The organism is Haloarcula sp. CBA1127 (assembly GCF_001485575.1).
Taxonomy (GTDB): domain Archaea; phylum Halobacteriota; class Halobacteria; order Halobacteriales; family Haloarculaceae; genus Haloarcula.
Genome location: NZ_BCNB01000006.1, coordinates 1,719,295 through 1,742,614 on the forward strand (window position 1 = coordinate 1,719,295; position 23,320 = coordinate 1,742,614).

At 61.4% G+C, this 23,320-nt stretch carries 26 protein-coding genes; 12 read left to right on the forward strand and 14 right to left on the reverse strand.

Annotation, left to right across the window (positions count from 1 at the left end; all coding sequences use genetic code 11):
• Positions 1–26 precede the first annotated feature (26 nt).
• From AV059_RS13345 to AV059_RS13355, 3 genes are read right to left on the reverse strand one after another with little or no spacing between them, the layout of a single operon-like run.
• Positions 27–662: a PGF-CTERM sorting domain-containing protein gene (locus tag AV059_RS13345; protein WP_058995121.1), complete on the reverse strand. Its 636-nt coding sequence runs from the start codon at positions 660–662 to the stop codon at positions 27–29.
• Between the two features lie 54 nt (positions 663–716).
• Positions 717–959 carry a hypothetical protein gene (locus tag AV059_RS13350; RefSeq protein ID WP_058995123.1) on the reverse strand — a complete coding sequence of 81 codons (243 nt, stop codon included), beginning with the start codon at positions 957–959 and terminating at the stop codon, positions 717–719.
• A 42-nt stretch (positions 960–1,001) separates the two neighbouring features.
• The gene (locus AV059_RS13355) at positions 1,002–1,865 is read right to left on the reverse strand and encodes a heme-copper oxidase subunit III (protein WP_058995126.1); all 864 of its coding nucleotides are present in this window, start codon (positions 1,863–1,865) and stop codon (positions 1,002–1,004) included.
• Positions 1,866–2,024: 159 nt separating this feature from the next.
• On the opposite strand from AV059_RS13355, the gene AV059_RS13360 reads away from it, so the two are divergent.
• The 3 genes from AV059_RS13360 (at position 2,025) to AV059_RS13370 (ending at position 4,043) form a co-directional block, all read left to right on the forward strand.
• Positions 2,025–3,371, forward strand: coding sequence for a hypothetical protein (locus AV059_RS13360; RefSeq protein WP_079990769.1), 1,347 nt, complete (start codon positions 2,025–2,027; stop codon positions 3,369–3,371).
• Complete coding sequence (locus AV059_RS13365; protein WP_058995128.1) at positions 3,368–3,679, forward strand: C2H2-type zinc finger protein; 312 nt, start codon at positions 3,368–3,370, stop codon at positions 3,677–3,679. Before AV059_RS13360 ends, AV059_RS13365 begins: the two co-directional genes overlap by 4 nt.
• A 79-nt stretch (positions 3,680–3,758) precedes the next feature.
• Positions 3,759–4,043: a DNA-directed RNA polymerase subunit L gene (locus AV059_RS13370; protein WP_004957000.1), complete on the forward strand. Its 285-nt coding sequence runs from the start codon at positions 3,759–3,761 to the stop codon at positions 4,041–4,043.
• 2 nt (positions 4,044–4,045) lie between these two features.
• Here AV059_RS13370 and AV059_RS13375 read toward each other — a convergent pair whose 3' ends face one another.
• Both AV059_RS13375 and hisF read right to left on the reverse strand, forming a co-directional pair.
• Positions 4,046–4,894: a hypothetical protein gene (locus tag AV059_RS13375; RefSeq protein ID WP_058995129.1), complete on the reverse strand. Its 849-nt coding sequence runs from the start codon at positions 4,892–4,894 to the stop codon at positions 4,046–4,048.
• Between the two features lie 298 nt (positions 4,895–5,192).
• On the reverse strand, positions 5,193–6,008 hold the full coding sequence (hisF, locus tag AV059_RS13380) for an imidazole glycerol phosphate synthase subunit HisF (RefSeq protein WP_058995131.1): 816 nt from the start codon (positions 6,006–6,008) through the stop codon (positions 5,193–5,195).
• 117 nt (positions 6,009–6,125) lie between these two features.
• Between hisF and AV059_RS13385 the strand changes: the two genes are divergently transcribed.
• From AV059_RS13385 to AV059_RS13395, 3 genes are all read left to right on the forward strand, one after another.
• A complete protein-coding gene (locus AV059_RS13385) occupies positions 6,126–6,317 on the forward strand; it encodes a hypothetical protein (protein ID WP_049919044.1) in 192 nt (63 codons plus the stop codon).
• Between the two features lie 93 nt (positions 6,318–6,410).
• Positions 6,411–7,622, forward strand: coding sequence for an FIST signal transduction protein (locus AV059_RS13390; protein WP_058995133.1), 1,212 nt, complete (start codon positions 6,411–6,413; stop codon positions 7,620–7,622).
• Between the two features lie 3 nt (positions 7,623–7,625).
• Positions 7,626–8,843, forward strand: coding sequence for a PAS domain-containing sensor histidine kinase (locus AV059_RS13395; protein ID WP_058995135.1), 1,218 nt, complete (start codon positions 7,626–7,628; stop codon positions 8,841–8,843).
• Here the strand turns inward: AV059_RS13395 and purL are convergent, their stop codons facing one another.
• A complete protein-coding gene (purL, locus tag AV059_RS13400) occupies positions 8,844–11,009 on the reverse strand; it encodes a phosphoribosylformylglycinamidine synthase subunit PurL (protein WP_058995137.1) in 2,166 nt (721 codons plus the stop codon).
• Between the two features lie 330 nt (positions 11,010–11,339).
• Between purL and AV059_RS13405 the strand changes: the two genes are divergently transcribed.
• Positions 11,340–11,705, forward strand: coding sequence for a hypothetical protein (locus tag AV059_RS13405; protein WP_058995139.1), 366 nt, complete (start codon positions 11,340–11,342; stop codon positions 11,703–11,705).
• A gap of 65 nt (positions 11,706–11,770) precedes the next feature.
• Here AV059_RS13405 and AV059_RS13410 read toward each other — a convergent pair whose 3' ends face one another.
• Complete coding sequence (locus tag AV059_RS13410; RefSeq protein WP_058995141.1) at positions 11,771–12,103, reverse strand: hypothetical protein; 333 nt, start codon at positions 12,101–12,103, stop codon at positions 11,771–11,773.
• A 192-nt stretch (positions 12,104–12,295) separates the two neighbouring features.
• Positions 12,296–12,832 (reverse strand): hypothetical protein, encoded by a 537-nt coding sequence (locus AV059_RS13415; RefSeq protein WP_058995143.1) that lies wholly within the window; start codon positions 12,830–12,832, stop codon positions 12,296–12,298.
• An 89-nt stretch (positions 12,833–12,921) separates the two neighbouring features.
• On the opposite strand from AV059_RS13415, the gene AV059_RS13420 reads away from it, so the two are divergent.
• Positions 12,922–13,155 (forward strand): DUF2249 domain-containing protein, encoded by a 234-nt coding sequence (locus AV059_RS13420; RefSeq protein WP_005538388.1) that lies wholly within the window; start codon positions 12,922–12,924, stop codon positions 13,153–13,155.
• The gene (locus tag AV059_RS13425) at positions 13,152–13,469 is read left to right on the forward strand and encodes a cupin domain-containing protein (RefSeq protein WP_058995145.1); all 318 of its coding nucleotides are present in this window, start codon (positions 13,152–13,154) and stop codon (positions 13,467–13,469) included. Before AV059_RS13420 ends, AV059_RS13425 begins: the two co-directional genes overlap by 4 nt.
• Before the next feature lie 81 nt (positions 13,470–13,550).
• Here the strand turns inward: AV059_RS13425 and AV059_RS13430 are convergent, their stop codons facing one another.
• Both AV059_RS13430 and AV059_RS13435 read right to left on the reverse strand, forming a co-directional pair.
• The gene (locus AV059_RS13430; RefSeq protein ID WP_058995147.1) at positions 13,551–13,823 is read right to left on the reverse strand and encodes a glutamyl-tRNA reductase; all 273 of its coding nucleotides are present in this window, start codon (positions 13,821–13,823) and stop codon (positions 13,551–13,553) included.
• Complete coding sequence (locus AV059_RS13435) at positions 13,820–14,104, reverse strand: DUF2249 domain-containing protein (RefSeq protein ID WP_058997604.1); 285 nt, start codon at positions 14,102–14,104, stop codon at positions 13,820–13,822. The genes AV059_RS13430 and AV059_RS13435 overlap by 4 nt, the downstream gene beginning before the upstream one ends.
• Before the next feature lie 89 nt (positions 14,105–14,193).
• Here AV059_RS13435 and AV059_RS13440 point away from each other — a divergent pair, with 89 nt between their 5' ends.
• On the forward strand, positions 14,194–15,507 hold the full coding sequence (locus tag AV059_RS13440) for a hypothetical protein (protein ID WP_058995149.1): 1,314 nt from the start codon (positions 14,194–14,196) through the stop codon (positions 15,505–15,507).
• Position 15,508: 1 nt separating this feature from the next.
• On the opposite strand, the gene AV059_RS13445 is transcribed toward AV059_RS13440, so the two are convergent.
• The 3 genes from AV059_RS13445 to AV059_RS13455 all read right to left on the reverse strand — a co-directional run bounded on the left by AV059_RS13445 (position 15,509) and on the right by AV059_RS13455 (position 16,642).
• Entirely contained in the window at positions 15,509–15,805 is a 297-nt protein-coding gene (locus AV059_RS13445) for a hypothetical protein (protein WP_005538397.1), read from the reverse strand.
• Between the two features lie 157 nt (positions 15,806–15,962).
• On the reverse strand, positions 15,963–16,262 hold the full coding sequence (locus tag AV059_RS13450) for a hypothetical protein (protein WP_005538399.1): 300 nt from the start codon (positions 16,260–16,262) through the stop codon (positions 15,963–15,965).
• A 2-nt stretch (positions 16,263–16,264) separates the two neighbouring features.
• Positions 16,265–16,642 (reverse strand): helix-turn-helix domain-containing protein, encoded by a 378-nt coding sequence (locus AV059_RS13455; protein ID WP_004591803.1) that lies wholly within the window; start codon positions 16,640–16,642, stop codon positions 16,265–16,267.
• Positions 16,643–16,853: 211 nt separating this feature from the next.
• On the opposite strand from AV059_RS13455, the gene AV059_RS13460 reads away from it, so the two are divergent.
• Positions 16,854–18,005 carry a multicopper oxidase domain-containing protein gene (locus tag AV059_RS13460; protein ID WP_058995150.1) on the forward strand — a complete coding sequence of 384 codons (1,152 nt, stop codon included), beginning with the start codon at positions 16,854–16,856 and terminating at the stop codon, positions 18,003–18,005.
• A 259-nt stretch (positions 18,006–18,264) separates the two neighbouring features.
• Here the strand turns inward: AV059_RS13460 and AV059_RS13465 are convergent, their stop codons facing one another.
• On the reverse strand, positions 18,265–20,481 hold the full coding sequence (locus tag AV059_RS13465; protein ID WP_058995153.1) for a methyl-accepting chemotaxis protein: 2,217 nt from the start codon (positions 20,479–20,481) through the stop codon (positions 18,265–18,267).
• 272 nt (positions 20,482–20,753) lie between these two features.
• Between AV059_RS13465 and AV059_RS13470 the strand changes: the two genes are divergently transcribed.
• Positions 20,754–23,072: a bacterio-opsin activator domain-containing protein gene (locus AV059_RS13470; RefSeq protein WP_058995155.1), complete on the forward strand. Its 2,319-nt coding sequence runs from the start codon at positions 20,754–20,756 to the stop codon at positions 23,070–23,072.
• Positions 23,073–23,320: the final 248 nt, after the last annotated feature.

Consider the following 23,320-nt stretch of genomic DNA (forward strand, 5'->3'; position numbering starts at 1 on the left):
GTGCGTGCGGTGACGCTTGCAGCTACTCAGTCCCGACTGGCCAGCAGTGCGGCCCCGAGCAGTGCCACGACGGCGACGGGAATTCCCATTCCGGGGCCGAAGGCCGACGACGGTGCAGGGCTGGTCGCGCGGATCGGTTCCTCGACCGGTTCGTCAGCCGCGTACTCCCAGACAGCGGTCTCGTTTTGAACGATATCAGCGTTCGAGGACGAGACGTCGGCGGGCATCGTCAGCTGGTACTCGACTGCGACGCCATCGCCGAAGGCCACGTCAGTATCCTCGTTTGCAGTGACGAACGTCCGGTCTTCGTACGTGACGTTACCCTCGCTGGAGTTGACTGACACGTCGCTTTCCGGGCCGGGGTTCCAGTCCGTGAACGTCATCGAGAGCGTGACGTTCTCACCCTCCAGCTCTTGCTCGTACGTGTGGTTCGACATCCGACTGGTGTTCACGTCGGCCAGGAGGTACCCTTCGACCGAGTCATAGCCCTCCTGCTGGGCCTGGCTCTGAAGGCCGTCGTACACCGACGGGGACATTTCGAGAGTCAGGTCGTACTCCGAAACTGTGCCGTCGGCGGTCACTGTTGAGTCAACCGTCGCCGTCACACAGCCAGAGAGGACGACGAGGGCAGCGAGACCGATCGCAGGGACAATCCGATTCATACCTCACCGAATCGGGTCAGGTGGGATAAGCCTTGTTACCGGAGCAGATACGGCTCAATGTGTCAGGACCAGTAGCTGGTCATCAGTCCGAACCAGACAGAAGGGCGATCCGGGGTCTCCGAAGGTGTTTGTCGGCTTTTCGCTGATAAAGAGCGTCTCGAACTCGTTGCCACAGGCCGGACAGGCGAACCCCTTCCGGTTCGACAGCGTCATCGTCCCGCGGTCGTCTTTCAGCAGCTTGAGCCCGTGTCGGTACTCGTGTACGTCGAAGCTCCCGCTGACGTCTAGCTGGTCCATGCGTGTGAAACGAGCGGCGGCTGTCTAAAACTCGTCGGCGACCTACACCAGGTTCGCGCCCATGTAGAGCACGACGACGAGGAAGATCCAGACGATGTCGACGAAGTGCCAGTACATCGACGCCGTCGAGACAGAGGTGTGTCGTTCAGCCGAGTACTGACCGTAGTACCCGCGGGCGAAGACGATACCGAGGAGCACAGCGCCCATCGTGACGTGCAGGCCGTGGAGCCCCGTCAGACCGTAGAACGCGGAGCTGTAGATACCGCCACCGACGGTGAAGCCTTTGTGAACGATGAACTCGTAGTACTCGTACACCTGTCCGCCGATGAAGATGACGCCCAGCAGCAGCGTCGTGCCCAGCAGCTTCAGGAACCGGCTCCGGTTCCCGTTACGAAGTGCGACGTGACTGTAGTGCAGCGTCACCGAACTGGCGATCAGAATCAGCGTGTTGACAATGACCAGTGAGCCGAATACCTCGGGCACTGCCGCCTGCGCCCAGACTTCGCCGCCGCGCACGATGAAGTAGTACACGAAGCCAGCGCCGAAGGTGGCGATTTCGCTCCCGAGGAACAGGAGCATGGCGAACTTCAGCGTCTTGTCCGAGTGGTAGTCCGTCCCGCGTTCCCAGAAGTCGGAGACGAAGGCGTGATACAGCCAGCCGTAGATGCCGACGAGGAAGAGGCCGACGCTCCCGGCCATCGCTCCCGCCCCGACCGTCTGGCTGACAAGTGCGTTCTCGCCAATCGAGAGCACGAGGAGGGCCGCGCTGACGTAGATGCCCGAACCACCGATTGCCGTCACAAAGGGCCACCAGCTGGCCTCACCGAACCCGTGGGGCCAGTCCTCCGTCGCCGGGAGGTGATGCTCCCCGTGCCCGTCGTCCGCGTGTTCATCGGAGACACTCATACTAGAGCCCTTGCGAACGGAATACTAAAAGCCCATCCAATTCACTGCGGATTGGCCCGGTTCCGTCTCTGCATGGCCCGCCGGCGTCCCGGAAGCTACACGGGGGCGAAGACCCAACTGCCGACGATGACATCTGGGAGGCGTCGTACGGTCGCGCTGGTGGTGTGTGGGCTGGGCTGGCTGGCCGCGATGGGGACAGCGAGCGCACACGGCGGCAGTCTCGCCGGTGGCGGCCGCGAGTCGCTGACGATACCGACGTGGCTCTTTCTGAGTACCGGTGGTGCGGCCGTCGGCGCGTCGTTCCTGCTGGCGTCGTTCGTCACCGACCGGACGTTCGTGGAGCGCATCCACAACTGGGGCCGTCCGCTGTCGGGTGGTTTCGAAGGCGTCCTGCGGCTCGCTGGACAACTCGTCGGGCTCGGCGGACTCGCCGCGGTGTTCGTCGTTGGCTTCCTCGGACCGACGAACGCCCGAACGAACCTCGCGATACTGCTCGTCTGGGTCGGCTGGTGGGCCGGGCTGGCGATGACGACATACCTCGTGGGTAACAGCTGGGCAACGCTCAATCCGTTCAAGACGCTCGCCAGGCTCCTCCCGACGCTCGACCGCAGTTACCCGGCCCGCGTCGGGTCGTGGCCCGCCGTCGGTGGGTTGCTCGTGTTGGTGTGGGTAGAGGTCGTCAGCCCGCTCGCCGACCAGCCGCGCCTGCTCGCGTCGGTTGTCGCCGGATACACCGTGGTGACACTTGTAGGCGCACTCGTGTTCGGACCCGACGACTGGTTCGCCCACGCTGACCCGGTGGAGCGGGTGTTCCGCTACTACGGTCGCTTTGCGCCCATCGGCCGCGGCGAGGACGGCCTTCGACTTCGGCTCCCCGGCATGGACCTCTCGACGCCGCGGCTGGTCGACGGCCCGGACGAAGTCGCCTTTGTGGTCGCCCTGCTGTGGGTCACGACCTACGACGGGCTGGTCACGACGCCGGCCTGGCGCGACCTGACGACGCCGCTCGTCGACGCCGGCGTTCCGCCGCATCTCCTGTATCCGGTCGCACTCGCCGTCGGCTTCGCCGGCTTCCTCGGCGTGTATCGACTTGCGGTCCGACTTTCTCGGGATATGTCGGAGACGTATCTGGCCCCGACGGTTCTTGCACAGCGGTTCGCGCCACCCCTCGTCGCTATCGCCGTCGGCTATCACTTCGCGCACTACCTTGGGTACTTCCTCGTACTCGCCCCCTCGCTGGCCGTCGCGCTCACATCGCCGTTCGCGGACCCGGCAGTAGTGCCGACCATCGACCTGCCGGCGTGGTTCGGTGCGGTCGCGCTCGCGTCGGTCATCATTGGCCACCTGGTCGCCATCTGGGTGGCCCACGCCGCCGCGTACGACCTGTTTCCCGCACGACTGCAGGCGATTCGGTCGCAGTACCCCTTCATCGCGGTCATGGTGTTTTACACGATGACGAGCCTCTGGGTCGTCTCCCAACCGGAGGTGGCACTCCCGCATCTATGACTGACACAGCAACCCAACCAGCGGTCGATACGGCAGCGGCAGGTACCGACGACGAAGCAGTCTACGATGTCCCGGCCGACGCCACGGCCTACCGGTGTTCGTATTGCGGTCGGCCGTTCGCCCGCGAATCATGGCTCGCGCTCCACCGCGGCCTGGCCCACCCCAACGAACTCGACGACGAGGAAATCGAGGCCTTCCGGGCGGCCCACGACGAGGAGGAAGAGTCGCTTTCGACCTTCCGACTCCAAGCACTGGGCGCGCTCGTACTCATCTACTTCGGCTTCCTGATGGTGTATGCACTCGTGTAGTTCCCGGGTTTCACCGCGTCACCGACACAGCGGACGGGAAGCGAAGCGTTGATGGGTCGCAGGTGACCAAAGGATTGGTATGGACCTTCGCGTTATCGACAAATCCGACACGGAACTCTCTATCGAGATCGCCGGTGAGGACCACACGTTCATGAACGTCATCAAGGGGGCACTGCTGGAGACAGAGGGCGTCACGGCGGCGACCTACGACGTGAACCCGGAGCAGTCCGGTGGCCAGACGGACCCGGTACTGACCATCAAAACCGAGGAGGGCGTCGACGCGCTCGAAGCCCTCGAAGACGGGACTGACGCTGTTATCGAGAAGGCGGATAACTTTACTGACGCGTTCGAAGCCGCCGCGTAATTCTAACAGAGTACGTACGTGACGAACACGCGTTCGTCCGGACCGACGTGGATATCGAGGCCAACCAGTCCGGTGTCTGCTCGCTGGATTCTGTTGCCCCGCTCGAGGTAGCTGTCGACGAGTGCGGTCGCCAGCGCCGTCTCATTCTCGAACTGGTCGAGTGACTGGGGCGTTCGGTCGTAGGCCACTTGATAGCTGACCACGACTGGGCGCTCACAGGAGAGGTCGAATCGGGACACGCCCTCCCGCGTGGGCCGCTCTGCGTTGTCGTATCTCGCATCGACACGACCCTTGTTGTAGTAGGCTGCAGCGTCGTCGATGGTTGCGTTCCGCGAGACGGTTCCGCCGCCGACGCCTGACCGCCGGACGTTGTACACATCGACGTAGGTGTCCTCAACCTCGGCGAGCGAGAGCGAGTCGACGGTGTCGCCGCTTCCGGCAGGGGACGCGATCGACGGTGGGCCGGTGGGGGTTTCGGCGGCGAAGCCCGGCAGCGTGATACCGCCCACAGCAGCGAGCACGATGAGGCCGAGTAGCAGTGCCACGGCGGCGTAGCCGATGACGTACTTCGTCTCAAGCACGTCCAGCCAGCCGGTCTGTATGTCATCGAGCGGATCGTCTTCCGGTGGCCCCATCCGCCGCTCGAAGTTACTCCCACCACAGCGTTTGCAGGGTGGGGAGTTCTTCTGGTGCTGGCGACCACAGTCCAGACAGACCCATCTGGGCCCGCCCTCGACGACCTCTTCGTTGACCTGCGTCACGGCCTCCTCGAAGGAACCGTGGCCGCAGTTGTCACACGGCGGGTCGTCCTCCTCGTGGGGTTTGCCACACCATTCACACCGCCATTTCATTGTTGAGTCTCCGTGTTGGGCGAATAAAACCTGCCCGGTACCGAGCCGCAGTGCTGTGGTTCCGGAGGGACGGTCCCCCACGGTCGCTCAGTCACAGGCTGATTCATCGAGGTCGTTCGACCCCGTTGACAACTGCTGCTAGTGGCTGGGATAGGTGTGACCGCCGACAGCGAGAACCGATACCGAACGCCGAGACGCGGGGAAAACCGAGGCAGCCGAACCGACAGAAGAACTGCGTCATACAGAGATAATGATAGGTATGGGTATTTAATATTGCTACCCTAAGCCGGAGATAGCGTTACAGTCGGACCGGAATTCCCTTGCTGTCGAGGTATTCCTTGGTCTCGGCGATGGAGTACTCGCCGAAGTGGAAGATGGAGGCAGCGAGGCCGGCGTCCGCGCCGGCATCGACGAACACTTCCTCCATGTCCTCCGGGCCGCCACAGCCCGAAGAGGCGATAACCGGCGTCGAGACGGTGTCACAGACGGCCTGCATCAGCGGGATGTCGTAGCCGTCTTTCGTCCCGTCGGCGTCGATGGAGTTGACGAACAGTTCGCCGGCGCCGCGCTCTTCGGCCTCGGTCGCCCACTCGATGACATCCAGTCCGGTTCCTTCGCGGCCCCCCTTGACAGTGCATTCGAACCAGCAGGACTCGCCGTCGACCTCGGTGTAGTACTCGCCCTCCTCGTCGAAGCGACGGCGGGCATCGACGGAGATGACGATACACTGGCTCCCAAAGGCTGCCGCGCCCTCGTTGATGAGGTCAGGTTCGGCGATAGCCCCGGAGTTGATGGATACCTTGTCCGCACCGGCCCGGAGCGTTTCTTTGATATCGGCACGGGTGCGGATGCCGCCGCCGACGGTGAGCGGAATGAACACCTCGTCGGCCACGGCCGACACTGTATCGAGCATCGTCTCGCGGCCCTCGGCGGAGGCGGTGATGTCCAGAAAGACGAACTCGTCGGCGCCGGACTCGTTGTAGGCCTTGGCCATCTCTACCGGGTCGCCGGTGTACTCCAGATCCTCGAAGTTGACTCCCGTGTACACCGCCGCGTCCCCGTTCTCGTCCACGTCCACGTCGATACAGGGGATGATCCGTTTCGTAAGCGTCATTCGATACCTGTGGGTTCGACGCAACGCCGTTTGACCGTTTCGACTGGTGCAAGTGTCTGGCCGAGTACGCAGTGACAATCCGACAGCTACACGTACGACGCTCCAGAAGCACCGCCTATGGCAGACGACCACCACGAGGAGGACCGGCCGGATTACGACCCCGAACACGTCGAACTGCCCGCGCGAGAACCGCCGCTTCGCTCGACGGCCCCACAGAGCTCGTTCACGATGTCTCAGGTCGGCACGGGGCTTGGCGTCCTGCTGGTCGGACTGGTGCTTACCTTCGGCATCGCGCTGGCGCTTGCCTGATCAGGTTGGTATGACCACGGCGGCCAGCATGAATATCAGATCTGATACTTCTGGGGAGAGTATATAGGTTTCCACGCCAACAACTGTTGTACTATGCCGTCCCAGTCGGACGCGAGTACGGTGGTCGCAACAGGAACGTCAGTGGCGACCACTGGTCGGCGCGCTGGCCGAGAGGCGACCAGCACTGCGCGCGACCGACTGGATGCCGAGCGAGTGGATTTTTGTCAGGTATTTGCCAGCACTGGGTTCGATGCTGAAGCCGTTCTGGCGGGCGTAACTGCGCTTGTCGACGAGGAGACAGCCGTTGTCGGCTGTACGGCCGGCGGTACGTTCACCGAAGAGCGAGCGATGGACGCCGGCGTGGCAGTCACACTCGTTACCAGTGACTCGTTCCGGTTCGATACGGACCTCGCCACCGGTCTCAGCGAGAACACCCGCGGGGCTGTCAGAGACGCCGTCCGGTCGCTGCCGGAAAACATCGAGGAGCCATATCAGTCAGCGCTCGTCCTCCACGACGGGCTCGCAGGCGTCGGTGAACAGTTGTCGCTGTCGGTCCAGCGACGGCTTGGCCCATACGTCGAATTTGCAGGTGGGGCGGCGTCTGACGGTCTCCGAATGGAGTCGACGCCAGTGTTTTGCGATGAGTCGGTTGTCGAGGACGCAGTCGTTCTCGTGCTCATCTCCGGGGAAAAGCGTCCGGTCATTACCGTCAATCACGGTCACACCCCCATCTCAGAGCCGTGGGAGGTAACCGACGTCTCCGGAAATGAGGTTCACGAACTCAACGGTGAACCAGCGTTCGAAGTGTGGAAAGACGCTGTTCGAGACCACGTTGCGGAGAGAACAGGAATAGCGGTCGATGATGTCCCAGTCGGTTCAGCGGAGCTCAGGAAGCTCATGGTCGCATACCTGTTCGGTATCGACCAGGGCGAGACCTACAAGATCCGCTGGCCCCGGACTGCGATTGAAGAGACTGGCGCACTGCAGTTCGCCGTCGATATTCCGGAGGGGACTGTCCTCCGTATAATGCATGGCAACAGAGCGGACCAGATCGCGTCCGCCGAGCAGGCTGCTGCAGACGCTGTTTCGCTGTGTGACGGTGATATCGCTGGCGCGTTCGTCTACGACTGTGCGTGCCGTCAGATTCTTTTCGACGACGCGTTTTCATCAGCTGTCGATGGGATCACATCGACCCTGTCGGCCCCAGTCGCTGGATTCGAGACGTACGGGGAGCTGTGTATGCAGGCTGGACAACTCAGCGGCTTTCACAACACGACAACAGTGCTCTTTGCACTGCCGGAGTAACAGATGAATCGAACAGGGCTCGTTTCAAAGTTCGCAGAAACGGTTGGTATGGAAAAGGCGTCGGCTATCGTTGACGACGCAATGGCTGACCTCGGTATTAGTGGCGAAACGGAGATAGACGGCACGGATGCACAGGACATCTGTGATATAATTCAACACGACAACGAGGGATATATCGCGCTCGTCGCGAGTGAACTCCGTGTACAGCTGGCGGCACAAGAACGGTTTGACGCGCTTCTTGGGAACATCCCTAACCCGGCTGTCGTCGTCGAGTTTAAACAACGAGAACCATACGTCAAGTCGATCAACGAAGCGTTCGCGGACTCGTTCGGCTACGACCGGACGGATGCAGTCGGAACGGAGCTTCGGGCACTCCTCGCGCCGCCCGGAGCCGACGCCGAGGTTATCAGGGCAGACTGGTGGGAACAGACCGGCCAGTCAGAGCAAGAAGTCAGACGGATGACTGCATCAGGGGAGGTCCGGACCTACCTGTTCCGGAGCACTATTGTCACGCATGACAGCAGCCAGCTGGAAGGGTACGGGATATACACCGATATCACTGAACGAAAGCGCCGCGAACAACAGCTAAAACACCAGAACGAGCGCCTCGACGAGTTTGTCAGTATCGTCAGCCACGATCTTCGGAACCCGTTGAACGTCGCATCCGGCCGCACCCACCTCTTGCTCGATGACATCGAGGATGCAGCTGTTCGGGAGGGGCTACAGGAGGTCGCTGCGGCACACGAGCGGATGACACGGATCCTCGATGACACGCTGACGCTCGCTCGGCAGGGACGCGTCGTCGGAGAAACCGCAAGCGTCCCCATCGAAACCGTCGCAGCCGACGCATGGCAACAGGTCGAAACTGAGGACGCAACGCTCACGGTCGAAACCGAATCGGTCATCGAGGCGGACTCAGAGCGCCTCCAGCAGCTATTCGAGAATCTTTACCGGAATGCCATCGAGAACGCCGGCGCGGAATGCACCGTTGTCGTTTCCGCGCCCGAGGCACACGAGCAGAACGGGTTCTCTATCGCGGACGACGGCCCTGGCATTCCACCAGACGACCGTGCGCTAGTGTTCGAACACGGCTACTCAACGAACTCGGATGGGACAGGGTTCGGCCTGTCAATCGTTCAGAGCATCGCTGAAGCGCACGGCTGGTCGGTCGAAGTCGCAGAGAGCGAGATGGGCGGTGCGCGGTTCGACGTCCGCTGGTGATTAGGCCAGCTCGTCGTCGATGACCGACCGCAGGTCGGCGATGTCTGCAGCGTCGTACTCCAGCGTCTCGTCGTTGACCGTGATATCGAGCCGGTTCGAGCCGTTGGCTTCGCCCAGTTCCGTCACCGGGGCGACGCCGTCGAAGGCCTCCCGGACCGCCGCCGGGTCGGTCGTCTCGAACACGACCCGGCCGGGCCGCTCGTTGAACAGGAGTCGAGCCGGGGTGCCGTGCTCGGTGGTCCCGATTTCGACCGACGCACCGGCGTCCTCGTGGACCATTTCGGCCAGCGCCACCGCGAGGCCACCATGGCTCACGTCGTGGCTCGCCAGCACGTGGTCGGCGTCGGCGACCTCGGAAATCGTCTCGATTGCCTCCGTCGAGTCCGCGGGGAGAGCGGGGAAGCGGTCGGTGCCGCCGAACTGCGCGGTGTACTCGGAGCCGCCGAGCCGCGGGTCGGTCTCACCCTCCAGTGCGGTGTCGCCGACGACGACGAGCGTTCCCTCGCCGGACAGCGACAGCGGCGGGGCGTCGTAGCCTTCCTTGACGCCGACCAGCGCGAGCGTCGGTGTGGGGGGAATCGGTCCCTCCTGGGAGTCGTTGTACAGCGAGACGTTGCCGCCAACGACTGGCACGTCAAGGTCGCTGCACATGTCTGCAAGGCCGTCGACAATGCCTTTGAAGCCGCCGTACACGTCGGGCTTCTCGGGGTTGCCGCCGTTCAGACAGTCCACAGCCGCATGGGGCGTCGCGCCCTTCGCGGCGACGTTCGTGGCGTTTTCCAGCGCGACGGCGCGTGCGCCTTCGTACGGCGCGGCGTCGGTCCAGTTGGGGTCCGCGCCGGCAGAGAACGCCAGTCCGGTCCCGGCCTCACGGATGGCGAGCAGTGCGGCGTCGTCGCCGGGCAGGACGCTCGTGCGGACCAGCACCTCGTGGTCGTACTGGCGGTACACCCACCGTTTCGAGGCGCAGTTCGGGCTACTGACGATTTCCTCGAAGGCTTCCTCCAGCGCGACCGTTGGCAGGTCACGCTCCTGTCTCGGCGGCGCGTCGCTGGGCAGGTCATTCATCGGCGCGCCGTCACCGAGGAACGCCGCGTCCACGTCGACGACCGTCTCGTCTTCAAACGTGCAGACGTAGTTCGTGCCCGGCTCGGTGAGTTCGCCGATGACCGAACAGCCGAGGTCGAACCGCTCGGCGAGTTCGGCCACGCGGTCGACGTTTTCGGGCGCAACCTCGTACACCATCCGCTCCTGGCTCTCGGCGAGCAGGTACTCCATGGCGTTCATGTTGGGCTCGCGCTCGTGGACGCGGTCGAGTTCGATACGTGCACCGAGGCCGCCCTTGGCGACCAGTTCGGACGACGCGCCGCCGAGGCCAGCGGCCCCAAGGTCGCGGGCCGACTCGACGAGTTCCGCGTCCAGCAGCGCCTCGTTGCACTCGACGAGGAGCTTCTCCGAGTACGGGTCGCCGACCTGCACGGCCGGCCGGTCCTCCGTTTCAGCGTCCTCCGCGAGGTCCTCGCTGGCGAAAGACGCGCCGCCGAGACCGTCCCGGCCCGTCGCGTTGCCGACGAGGACCAGCTTGTTGCCCGGCTCCTGGGCTTCGGCAGTAATGGTCCGCTCGGGCTCCAGCAGGCCGATACAGGACACGTTCACGAGTGGGTTCCCCTCGTAGTCGTCGTGGAAGGCGACGCTCCCGGTGACAGTCGGGACGCCGATGCAGTTCCCGTAGTGAGAGATACCCTCGACGACCCCCTCGAAGAGATAGCGGGAGTGCTCCCGGTCGAAGTCACCGAAGTACAGACAGTCGGCCAGCGCGATGGGGTAGGCCCCCATCGACAGTGTATCGCGGACGATACCGCCCACGCCGGTCGCTGCCCCGTCGAACGGGTCGACGTAGGACGGGTGGTTGTGGGACTCGACACCCATCGTGATGTACATCTCCTCGCCGTCGCCGTGGGACGGCAGGGAGACGACAGCCGCGTCGTCGCCGGGGCCGATGACGACCTGATCGCCTTCGGAGTCGAACGCCGACAGCAGGGGGCGAGAGGAGCGATACGCGCAGTGTTCGCTCCAGAGGTTCTCGAAGAGAGCGGCCTCCGCCCGTGTCGGCTCCCGACCGATCTCCTCGACCACGAGTTCGTGGTCCGCGTCGGACAGGCTCATTACCTCCTCGTGGCCGCCCACAAGATAAGTCCCTTTCCATGCACCCGCGCTGGCAGGACGCGAACGTCCACCAGCACGCAACTCGCACCTGTCGAGGCGAGCGCCTGTACAACGACTCGACATACCGCCCAGAGCTGAGGCTCATATCTGAATGCGAGCGGTCACTGGCATCGGCTATGCGTTTTCAGGAGCTACGGTATTGGGATTTGGAACTGTCATACCGCGTATTTCACCTCAAAATCTCTGGAGATACCATATCCCCCTCCCCTTTTCAAATCAGATAACTGGCCCTCGCAGTATATATGGCCGCTAGCCATACCAGAATGCAGTATGGGTGCTGCCGATGGTGACTGGCTGACACTGGAGGGGAGTTCCTTCTCCGGCCGGTCTTTTTCCAGCGTGTGGGCGGTAGCGCTGGCGACGTACGGTGTCGGCGACGTGGTTACCACTATCGCCATCGTCTATTTCGTCCCGACGTTCACCGAGGCGAATCCAGCGATTCGGTGGGCGATCCAGTCGTTCGGCGGCGGCGGCTTCCTCGGACTCAAACTCCTCGTTATTTACTGCTGTCTCGGCCTGAGCATCTGGGGCGGCGTGCTGGAGGAGGACCCGCTGCTCTACTACGGCCCGCCGGCGCTCCTGACAGTGCTGGGGCTCGTCGTGACCGGGTTTAATCTCACGCTCCTGTTCTCCTGAAAAGCCCCCACGAGCACGGTCTTTCGAAGCGGAGACGCAAGCAAGCAGTCTCAGTCGCTGCCGGACTATTCAGCCGTCGTGTTGCTTGTAGTGTTTCCGTCCGACTGGGTAGGAGCCGATGTCGGGGTTTCGGTCAGGAGCGAACTCGGCGGCGGCGAGCCACTGCCGCCGCTTTCCGTTGGCGTTGAGTCAGTTCCGTCCGGTGTCTCTGTTGGTGTCGACTCTGTCGAGCTGGGCGTCATCTCGGTGGCGGGCTGGTCGGGTGCCGAGTCGCTGTTATCGGTGAGACCGAGGGTCCCAACGCCAGCACCGATGACGGCGAGTAAAACGAGAAGGACCAGTCCAAGAAGCCGCTTGTTGTAGGTCCCGTCCGCATCTCGGAAGATACCGCTACTCATCTCCGCTCTGCCTCCGGCCCGCCACGACACCACGCTGGAAGTAACCCGATACCATCGTTTTTTGATACTTTATTGCTTTTGTCGTGGAGGAGACCTCCACTATCCCACCAAGCCACCGATATCACACCCAGTTGGCCCAGTTTACGATATGTCGCCCAGCAAACCGTATAACGCTTTCCATGTACTCAGCCGTCAGAACGGCGCGCTCTCGTCGGACGATTCGTCTTTATCGTCTATCCGGAGTTCGCCGGTTTTCCGGTATCGCGTTTCGAGTTGCTGGAGTTTGTCGTTGATACTCGTACTCTGGTGGTGGCCCGGGCTCACGCGGACGCGGACGAGGTCGTACTCGTGACGGTCCGCCAGCCCGTTCCAGGCGCGGAACGCGCCGACGGTCAGCGTGTCGCTCTGGGGGCAGAACTCGGTCGTCGGCGTGAACTCCGCCCTGAGAACACGATTATCGTCCGTTTCACGGCCGTAGCGGAAGCCCGCGTTCGGGTGTCGATGGTCAAGGTTCAGCCGTGCAAGGTTGTACCCGAACGTCATGTCGTACACGCCACGCTCGTCGAACAGGTCCATCGTGAGTCGGTGGAACGCGGCGTGGTCGGTGCCGGTCAGTACTGCTGTCTCAGACAGGAACGGGCCGGGGTCCGGGTTGTGTTCGGGAACGAACGTCCCGTAGCTATCGAACCCGACGTCTGAGCCGCCACGGAGGCCGGAGAGAAGGCTCATACTGGAACGAACGGGCGGCGTACATCAGGACTTACTCCCGAACGTGTTCGGGGGAACCCCCTCCACGACGCCCGGCGAACGGTCAGGTGATGCCAGCAACCACACTCGACCTGCGCGAGACGCCGCCGCCGGAGCGACACTCGAAGATACACGACTCCTTCGAGGCGCTGTCCTCAGGGGAGACGCTTCGGATTATCAACGACCACGAGCCAAAGCCGCTGTTCTACGAGATGCAAGCCGAGGTCGAGGCGTTCGACGCGGCGAATTACCAGTGCGAGCAGGATGGGCCACAGAAGTTCGTCGCCGACCTTCCGAAACAATGAGCGAATCTACTGTCACAGAAACGGAGCAAGCAACGCTCGACGGCGACGGAGACGGCCGGACGAGGTTGTTCGACGGGGAGCCAAAGACCATCCGGTTGACGCTCGATGCGGGTGAGTCGATTCCGGCACACAAGCATCCCGGCCGAGACATCGTGTTCCTCCTCCGTTCGGGCGCTGTGGACCTGATGCTCGGCGACGAGACGGTGTCGCTCTCTCCCGGCGACGTCGTCCGGTTCGACGGTGATCAGGACATCTCGCCCGCCGCAACGGCGGACAGCGAGGCACTGCTCGTTCTGGCGTCGTCGTCGGAGTAGGCTCATACTGTTGGCTGTAACTTCATGACGATATTCGCTATCCCGATCGCAATATCCGTCACGGGAGTACAGCCGACAGTATCACTCGAACAGGGAGATCGCCGTTTCGATCCGCTCGTCGTCCGCACTCCTCGCCGCGTCCTGCAGACTTGCCCGGGGGACAGCGAGCAATCGGTCGACGAGCCGTTCGCTCAGTTCTTCAACTGCCAGTCGCTGATCAGCCGTCAGTTCGTCGTCCTGCTGTAGCTGTGACAGCGTCCGTTCGAGTTGCTCCCGCTGAATCTTCGCACCACGGCTGTCGATACGAGCAATCGCTTCTTCGACATCGACAGGCGGCTCCGTGTCCTGATTCATCTGTGCCAGATGACCGTCACTGTCGCGTCCTCGGTCTCAACACTTTCGAAGTCGTAGCCTCTGTCTTCGAGCTTCGGGTAGAGGTGCTGTGGTGCACGGTCGTTGAACTGGACGAGGACGGTGTCGTCGTCCAAGTCCGCGAGCAACTCCAGCGTCTGTTTGAGCGGCTTTGGCGGCCCCAGCGACTGCACGTCGAGGCGTTTCACCGGTGCGTCATCGGGCGCACCAGTTTCCGAAATAAGGGCCGCGGTTTGCGCTGTTGGCTGGTGGTTCGACGTCATGTGTTCCCGTTCGGTTGTGAGCGGGCCGACCCTTTCCCCGAACATATTCGGCCACAGTGCCAGCAGGGACAGGATCGTACTAGACAACAATGAGCGGAATACCTGCCGACGTGGACGCAGACGCCGCACCGCCGATGACGGTTCCACTGCGTCATTTCGTCGTCGCGCTGGCGTTTCTGGTCGCCGGTGTCACCGTCGGCGTCGTCGAGGGACGGGCCGGCCACCTCGCACAGGTCCACCTCCTGCTCGCGGGGTGGGTCTGTCTCACCATCATGGGCGCACTGACGCAGTTCGTCCCGGTCTGGTGTGGAATCGAACTCCACTCGCGTCGCCTCGCTGCTGCGCAGTTACCACTCGCTGCGGTCGGGTTCGCAGGTCTGGCGGCCGGCTTCCTGACAGCGACTCCCGCATTGTTGCCGGTCGCCGGAGCGTTCGCGCTGATCGGCGTCTGGACTCTCTGTTACAACATCGGTCGGACGCTACTCGCTGCGGAGCCCGACGTCACGGCGATTCATTTCGGCTGGGCGCTGGTGTTTTTCGCCCTCGTGACGGCCGCCGGGATAGTGCTGGCGCTGGATCACGCCGCCAGCGTCCTCCCACTACTGGGAGTCAGCCGGCAGGGACTCTTGCTTGCCCATGGAACACTCGCCGTGTTCGGTGCGGTGCTGACGACTGTCGCGGGCGCGCTGGCCCAGCTCGCCCCGATGTTTACACAGGCCGACACCGGCAGAATCGACGCGGCGGTTCAGCGGGCTGAAACGGCCGTCTATCCGTTCGGCGTTCTTGCGCTCGCCGGCGGTCGCCTGATTGGATCACCAGTTCTGGCCCGGTTCGGCGCGGTTATCGTCGCTGCTGGCCTTGGCGTGGTGGCGGTGCTCCTGGCGCGACAGCTCGTCGGGGCGCGAGTCGAGTGGTCCCCGATGCTGACCCGCTACAGCGTCACAGCGCTGTCGCTGTTTCTCTGGGCAGGGCTGACGGTGTTCGCATGGTGGAACGACCCGCTGGCGTACGCTGGGCTGCTCGGTCAGCCGTCGACGGTGCTGCTCGTCGGCGGCATCGGCTTCGTCGTCCTCGGGACGCTGTATCACGTCGTCCCGTTCATCGTCTGGGTCCACCGGTACAGCGACCGCCTCGGCTTCGAGGACGTGCCGATGGTCGATGACCTGTACGACCACCGAATCGCAGCAATAGATGGCGTTGCACTAACTATCGCGTACGGCCTCCTCGTGAGTAATCAGTGGCTTGAGACACCGGACGGCACGGCGTTGGTCGCCGGGGGGCTCGCGTTTCTCGGGACTGTCCTGTTCGCGGGCAACCTCGTTGCCGTCCTCGTCGAACACAGCCCGCAATCGCTGCCAACACTGCTGACCGGTCGTGAACACACGCCCGCCGAGGACTCGTAACTCAGTTCGTCGTAGTCGGCTGGTCAGTGTACAGCGAGTATGTCAGAATAAAGAACCCAACAGCGGTGAACAGTTCCTCGACAGTGACGCTCTGTGCGACCGGCATGCCGACGAGCTGGTGGAGGCTGCCGCCGAGTATTGCGCCCAGTGTGACGAACCCGATACCGAGACAGAGCGCTCGCATCGCTGGTGCCCGAGTGCGGCGGTATGCGCGGTAGGTCAACGTCGTCAGTATCACACCGCAAAACAACGTGACTGTCTTCATCCCGATTAACAACACGGCGTTCGCTCCAAGCATGGCTCTGATTGACACGTCCGCATAAATATACCGTCCGTAGCGTTTCCAGTCGGTGAGAATACCACTGTCACGACGCGATACGGACCGATTGCCCGCTCCGACTAAAATCGAGACACAAGAGGCGACGAGATTGCTGTGCGGGTACGTCGCGTGGTCACTACCGAACGTACAGCGAGTACAGGATGATACCCAGGCCGATGGCCGTCAGCGAACTCGACGTGAAGACGCCCACCGGAAGCAGGTCTTGACCGAGATACCTGCCGACGGCGATATCGAGGACGCCGCCGGCAAACGCACCGAGGGTCACTACCCCAAACCCGTACGTGAGCCACTTGTGCTGGGGGCTTTTCGTCCGGCTGTACGCCTGATACGAGTAGTACGTTATCAGTCCGCCGAGAATGAGGATCAGTGTCTTCGAGACGACGATGCCGACCTGTGAACTTGGGATGTGTACCATGGTTATGTCTCCTTTCGCACCTCGGACCAGAGGTTTTCGAGTCGTTGGTCCGGCGTCCGAGCGCGGTGTGAGATGTCGACGGTGAGCGACAGTTCCTCGTCGAGACTGATGACGACCTCCTCGAAGTCGATCGCGTATCGGCTGGCGTGTTGGCCGTCGGACCGGACCTCGACGCCCTCGTACAGCAACGAGGACTCCGTCAGCAATTCGAGTTTTCGGTAGGTCGTCGATAGCGGTACGCCGCTCCGATCGGATATCTCGCTCGCCGTCAACGGTTCCTCCAGTACGCTGACGATGGCGCGACAATCCTCGTCGTCGAGTGCGTCGAGGACCGTCTGTAACTCCGGCGTCTCCTCGTCAGCGAACGGGTCCCGGACCATCCTTGCCCGACACTGCCCGCCCAAGACGTTTAATGTAACCGACTTGGGAGCGCTTACCGCCCGACACAGCCGACGTTTCCGCCACACAGCACGCAATATATGGGGGACTTATCTGTAACCGTGCCCTGGTTCCCAGTAACTGAGAACGGTTCTGCCGGCCTGAGAACTGGCTTTGGGGGTTTATACTGTGGTGTCTTACCCCCAGTTGCTTATGGAAGACCAGATCGGCGCACCCGGATCGGGCATCTCCCGTCGTGACTTCGTGAAAGCCTCCGGCCTCGGTGGCACGGTCGCGCTTGCGGGCTGTACCGCCCCGGGTGAGGTTCCAACCGAAGAGTCAGTCGACGCCAGTACGACCCCAGCACAATCTGACGGGGACCTCCCGACCACGTCTCCCCCGGAAATCGTCAACGTCGACGAGCAGGGTGGCGAAGTGACGCTGTCCTCCGTTCCCGCCAAACACGAGGCCCATCCCGGCAAATCGATGGGCGGCCCCGTCGAACTCCCGAAGGTGTGGGCGTTCAAAGCCGACGACGGCGAACCGAGCGTCCCCGGTCCGATTCTCCGGACGACGGAGGGCGAGGACATGGAGGTCACCTTCGACAACACGGACGGCATGCGCCCGCACACGGTCCACTTCCACGCCGTCCAGAAGCAGTGGGAAGACGACGGTGTCCCGACGACGACGGGCATCCGCATCGACCCCGGCGAGAAGCACACCTACACGATCCCCGCGAATGTGACGGGCACGCATCTCTACCACTGCCACTACCAGACCCATCGTCACATCGACATGGGGATGTATGGTATCTTCCGCGTCGACCCGAAGGGGTACGAACCGGCCGACAAGGAGTACTTCATGACGCTGAAGGAGTGGGACTCCCGGCTGAACCAGCAGATGGCTGGCATGGACGCCAACTACGACGTTCGCAACCGCCGCCCCGATACGTTCACCGTCAACGGCAAGTCGGCACCCCGGACGCTGCACCCCGAGGACGGCTCGCCGATCATCGTCGAGCAGGGCGACACGGTGCGTATCCACATGTGTAACAACGGGTACATGGACCACCCGATGCACATCCACAACCACCGCTTCCAGGTGACCCACAAGGACGGCGGGAAGATTCCGGAAGCTGCCCGCCACGACCAGGACATCACCAGTATCCCGCCCGCCGGACGGCACACGATCGAGTTCGAAGCCGACGCCGACCCCGGCATCTACCTCGCGCACTGTCACAAGGTCAGCCACGCGATGAACGGGACCGCGTACCCCGGTGGGATGATCACCGGTGTCGTCTACAAAGAGGCGATGGACACTGACATCTTCAAACAGCTGATGGACTACGCCGGCTACGAAGCGTAAGACGGCGACCCCGCGTGTCGATTCGCGTCGGAGCGGCTTTTAGTCGGCATCCAGTCCACAAGTGGAACTACGTTCCTGTCGAGGAGCAGAGGACAGTGCCGGTAGTAAACAAGATAGCGCTATATCAAAACCAGTATCCAGAGAAGACGAGAAACCCAGTGTCTCAAACAGCTGAGGGTTTCGGTGACATTCAATATCGGTACGGTCCCGTTTCTCCGAGTGTGGGTTCGAAGATTTGGTGTGCTACCATGTACGCAGCTTATGTATCGTGACCCGACGACCGACCCTCAGTAGCAGACGGGTGGTGCCCACCATCGGTTGCGGCCACTGACTCAGTTGTCGCCTCGGGCGGCGTTCCGGCCCCTGTGCCGGTGTTGAAATTCGACACTTGGTCGTGCAGTTCGTCAGCGAGCGCGGACATTTGCTGGACGGTATCAGCGGTCTCTGACAGAGACGCTGTCTGTTCTTCGGTCGCGGCCGATACGTTGCTCGCCTCGGCCGCGGTCTGCTGACTGACACTGGAAACTTCATCGACCATCGAGACGACCTCTTCGGAAGAGGCCGCTTGGTCGTCGGTGGCAGCGCTGATCTCTTGGATGCCGCTTTCGGCCTCCTGAACGGCGTTGGCGATCTCGTCGAACATCTTGATGGCGTCCCCGATCGTGTTAGACCCGCGTTCGACGCGGTCGCTCATCTGTTGCATTCCATCGACGGTATCCGTCGTCGTCGCTTGCACTTCTTCAATACGCCGTTCGATCTCGGCAGTCGCCTCAGCGGCTTCCCCTGCTAGAGACTTGATTTCGCTTGCAACAACGCCAAAGCCTTCGCCCGCTTCGCCGGCACGGGCGGACTCGATCGATGCGTTCAGCGCCAGCATGTTCGTCTGTTCGGCGATATCGGTTATCAGCTCGACTACTTCGCCGATCTGGTCCATTTTCCTGTCGAGCGTTTCGACCTGTGTAACGGCCTCGTCGGCCTGGGACTCTATCGACTGGATCTCTTCGGTCGCCGCCGCCGCGTGCTCCCGACCAGTTTCACCGCGTTCGACGGCTGTGTTGGCAGTCGCAGCCACCTCTTCGGACGAGGACGCGATTTCCTCAACCGTCGCGGACATATCGTTCATCTCGTCGGCCACCTCCTGAAGATTCTCGCTCTGGGTATCCGCACCACCAGAGATCTCTTCGACAGACGTCGCGACCTGTTCGCTGGCCTGCTTGATTTCTTCGGAGCTGCTCGCCACTTCCTCACTGGAGGTCGCAACGTCGTCTGCGATGCATTGCACACGTCCGACGCTCGTGTTCAACTGCCCGATTCCATCCGCAAGATCACCCAATGCGGCCCCGAATAGTCCCGGATAGTCCGTGTCGATAGTCTGGTTGAGTCGCCCCCTTTTCAGACCCTCGCTCGCAGCCGATATCTGCGTGAAACTCTCTGACAACTGGGTCGTCCCGGTCGCTAAGTCAGTGAGCACTTCACCGTACTGCCCGGGTCGATCCGTATCAACATCGCCATCAAGCACCCCCCGCTGGAGGGCGTCGCTCACACTCAGGATCTCGTTAAAGCTCTCTGCTAGCTCGTCGGCGCCCGCTTCGAGATCAGCGACAGTCTCGCCGTACCGCCCGGGATAGCTAGATTCGAACTCCCACCCCAGGTCGCCCTGTCGTAGGCCGCTACTTGCGGTTCCAATCTGCGAGAAAACACCCTGGAGATTTGCCTGCATCTCGGTGAACGCGTCGATCATCCGACTGAGTTCGTCGTCTTCGACGTGATCGTCAAGGTCGTTGTCAAGGGTGCCGTTACTGACAGCCTGTGCGGTCTCCGCCAACTGAGTGATCGGCGGAATGATCCGTCCGGCGACGAAGAGCCCGATAGCGATTGCAAGGGCGAACGCCCCGATAGTCAGTCCGATAAGTAACCACTGGACTGTCGCCGCAGTGCTATCTGCCGATGCGACTGCCGCCTCTTTATTTTCGAAGGCGAGTTCTTCAAGGGTATGCGCGTCGTCCCGCATAGCTGTTAACAGCGGGTCCAGTTCTGCCATTTTTTGCATAGCAAGTTCTGTTTCGCCGGCTTCTCTGGCATCAAACACCTCCTGGGCGATGGCCGTGTACTCCTGATTTCTGGATTGCAGGTCAGTCAGAGCCTGCTGTTCTTGCTCGCTCAGCTCACTGTCATCCATCTGTTGTGCCCACTTCTCGAAGTTCGAGTTGGCTTTCTCAAAATCAGCTCTTGCACCGTCCTCACCGAGCATAGCCGCCTGGACCGCGATTTGTTGTTCCTCAACAGCCACCAACATCTCCATGGACGCATCGATGTCATCAGCATCCGCAGAGATGACGTGGGCCTCAGCATCGACAACACCGACCGCCTGATACCCTACTGCCCCGGTAACGCCGACTAACAGCGCCACAGTCACGAACGCCAAGATGAGTTTCGGCCGCAGGTCAAACCGGTCGAGTGTAATATTTTCTAACATACGCCGATGTCGATTGACATTCATAATAATCTTTAACTCTAGATAGTAGTATGAGTATCAATATTGATAACACAGGCCTGTGTCATCCGACTCTGGGTCTGACCTGCGAAGGCGGGAACGGAGGCGTTCGCCGCTCCGACGTGGCCGAAGTTCGATGACACGCAATATCCGCTACAAGGCCTGAGACAGGCCACAGCGCGCATTTCGAAATTTTACTACGGCTCCGATAGCCGATGTATTATTTATACCTGGGTGACTAATTCAAATGTGAGATGGCCGACAAGCACAGCGGCGACAAAGATAATAACTGGGACCAGAGAACGCTTCAGGAGCGGATAAAAGCGTTCGAGGCACTCAAGCGGGCCATTGATCTTTTTACGAACCTCTCCACTGCCGTTGACGACAGTATCCGGACGTACGTTACTGAACTGCCACAGTGGTTCCAGTATCCGTCGAACACAGCGGTCAAAATCCGGGTTGGAGACGACGTGTTTGAAACCGACGGCTTCCAGCCGACTACTGACTCGCTGACGACAGCGGCGCGTACGCGTACTGGAACGGATATCTCGATAACGGTCGTCCGCACAGACCGGCGGTCCGATACGGGCCAGCAGGCGTGGCGCGAGAGCGAGCGAGAGCTCATTAAGACTGTCTTATCTCTCATCAGGTCTGAAATCGAACGGTGGGAGGTAGACAGCCTGAAGCGTGTGTCGGATGGCGTTGTTGTACTCGACAGCGGTCACCGGTACACATATCTGGACCAACAGGCTGAACAGCTTCTCGGCCAGGACATGGAAGAACTACGCGGTGAATACATCTGGGATGGCTTCCCCGAGGCAGCAGAGACTGTCGCCGAGGAGATAATTCAGACCGCAATTGAGACACAGTCACCGAAATTTTTCGAACAGTACCACTCCCAGCAAGATCAGTGGGTCGAGGCACAGGTTTACCCGAGCGAAAGCCACACCATCATCGTATTCAGGGACATTACTGACGCGAAAATAGCCGAACACAAAATCGACCGCGTACTGGAGACGACCCCTGTTGGGATCGTCCTTCTGGACGCTGAGGGTACTATCACTCGTGTAAACTCTCGGGCTGAAGAGTTGCTTGGCGTGTCCAGACGCAAGGTGGATAGAAAGGGGTACGACGACCCCGACTGGGACATCTGGGACGAAGCGGGCAATCCAATCCCAGACGAGGACCATCCGGTCACCCGTGTCCGCCGCACCGGCGAGACGATCCAGGGGTTCACTCACGGGATCACACTTCAGGACGGCTCCGAACGGTGGCTATCGAGCAACGTTGCGCCAGTCAAGCGCGTGGACGGATCGATTGAACAAATCATCGTTGCACTGGAAGACATCACCGTTCCCAAACGCCTTGAGCAACTTATCAAGACGCTACGGCCAGCAGACGAGGTTCTCAACAATGCATCAACAGCCGAAGAAATCAAACAGGCTCTTTGTGAGCTATTGACGGAAACGCGGGAATACCAGTACGCACGGATCAGTGAGCACATCCCGGGCACAGCGCTAACCAAATCGGATCTTCAGGAGCGGTCGAAAGATGTCGCTGCCAGCAACTCAGTAACGCTACCAATCCAATCCCAGAGAGAGTTCACTCCAGCAGAGGCCGCTGTTGAAACAGGTGACATACAGGTAGTTACGAGGAACCAAACTGACACACAGTTCGAGCAGTGGCGGGCATACACACTGGACAAAGGGTTTCAGGGCGGCGCTATCGTTCCGCTCAAACACAGGAGCCGCGTTTATGGGCTGCTCGTGTTATATACGGATCGTGGAGAGTCGTTCGGTGGCCGCGAGCAGACGCTCCTGACGACGTTCGGTGACAGGGTTGGGCAAGTCCTGTACTCACTAGCGACGGAGCGCATTCTCCATGCCGACAAAGTGGCTGTGCTCACGTTCGAGAGTACTGACTCAGCATCGTTCTTCATCGCCGCTTCTGAACAACTGAACTGTACAATCGAGATCATCGATACGGTTCCGGTGGCAGATGAAATGCTGGTCCACTATGCGTCCGTTGCGGGGGCGTCGTTGGATGCCCTCAGTGATATCGCGGAGACTGCGGACTGGGATGCCCCGTTACGAAAGATCCGCCACACTGAGGATCCACCCGGCGGAGAAATCGAAATCGGACTGCAACGGCAGTCCCTAGCACAGACACTCGTTGTAGCGGGTGCAGTCGTCACAAGGGATGTGGTAACTGATGGTCGCGCGGAAGTTGTCTGTGAGGTGCCACTGGGTAATGATATTGGAGCGCTGGTAACACGTTTGCAAGACTCGTTCCCCGAAACGACGCTCAAGTCGAAGCGTGAGTACACTCCCGCAACGGAGCCGAATGCACACGCAGTTGGTCGGGTGCTGGGAGATATCTTCGAAGACGAGCTCACAGATCGCCAGCAACAGGTCCTGCGAGCCGCGATGTATGGTGGGTACTTCGAGTCGCCGCGACGAAGTACGGCAACCGAGATCGCCGGCGCACTGTCGCTGACCCAATCGACGTTCTCGTATCATCTACGAAACGCCCAGCAGACACTCTTTGCGCGACTGTTTGACCGGTCACATTGATACTAAACGGCCTGACCGGGCCACAATGGCCCCAGACGTTGATACTAACGTCCGGCCTCCCAGCGGTCCATAGGACACTTTTTCATGAGACCCTGTTGCCCCGGTGTTTGGTCATACTGGTCCGTTGTAAAGCGGCTGAGTGAGCGTTCGTGTCCCGGCCGCGCCGGCAGTCGTCGGAATTTAGCTCCTGCCCTGAGTTGGGAGCGAGTGTTCGCAAGGCACGGGCACCATCGCTCCGGCAGTAGGAT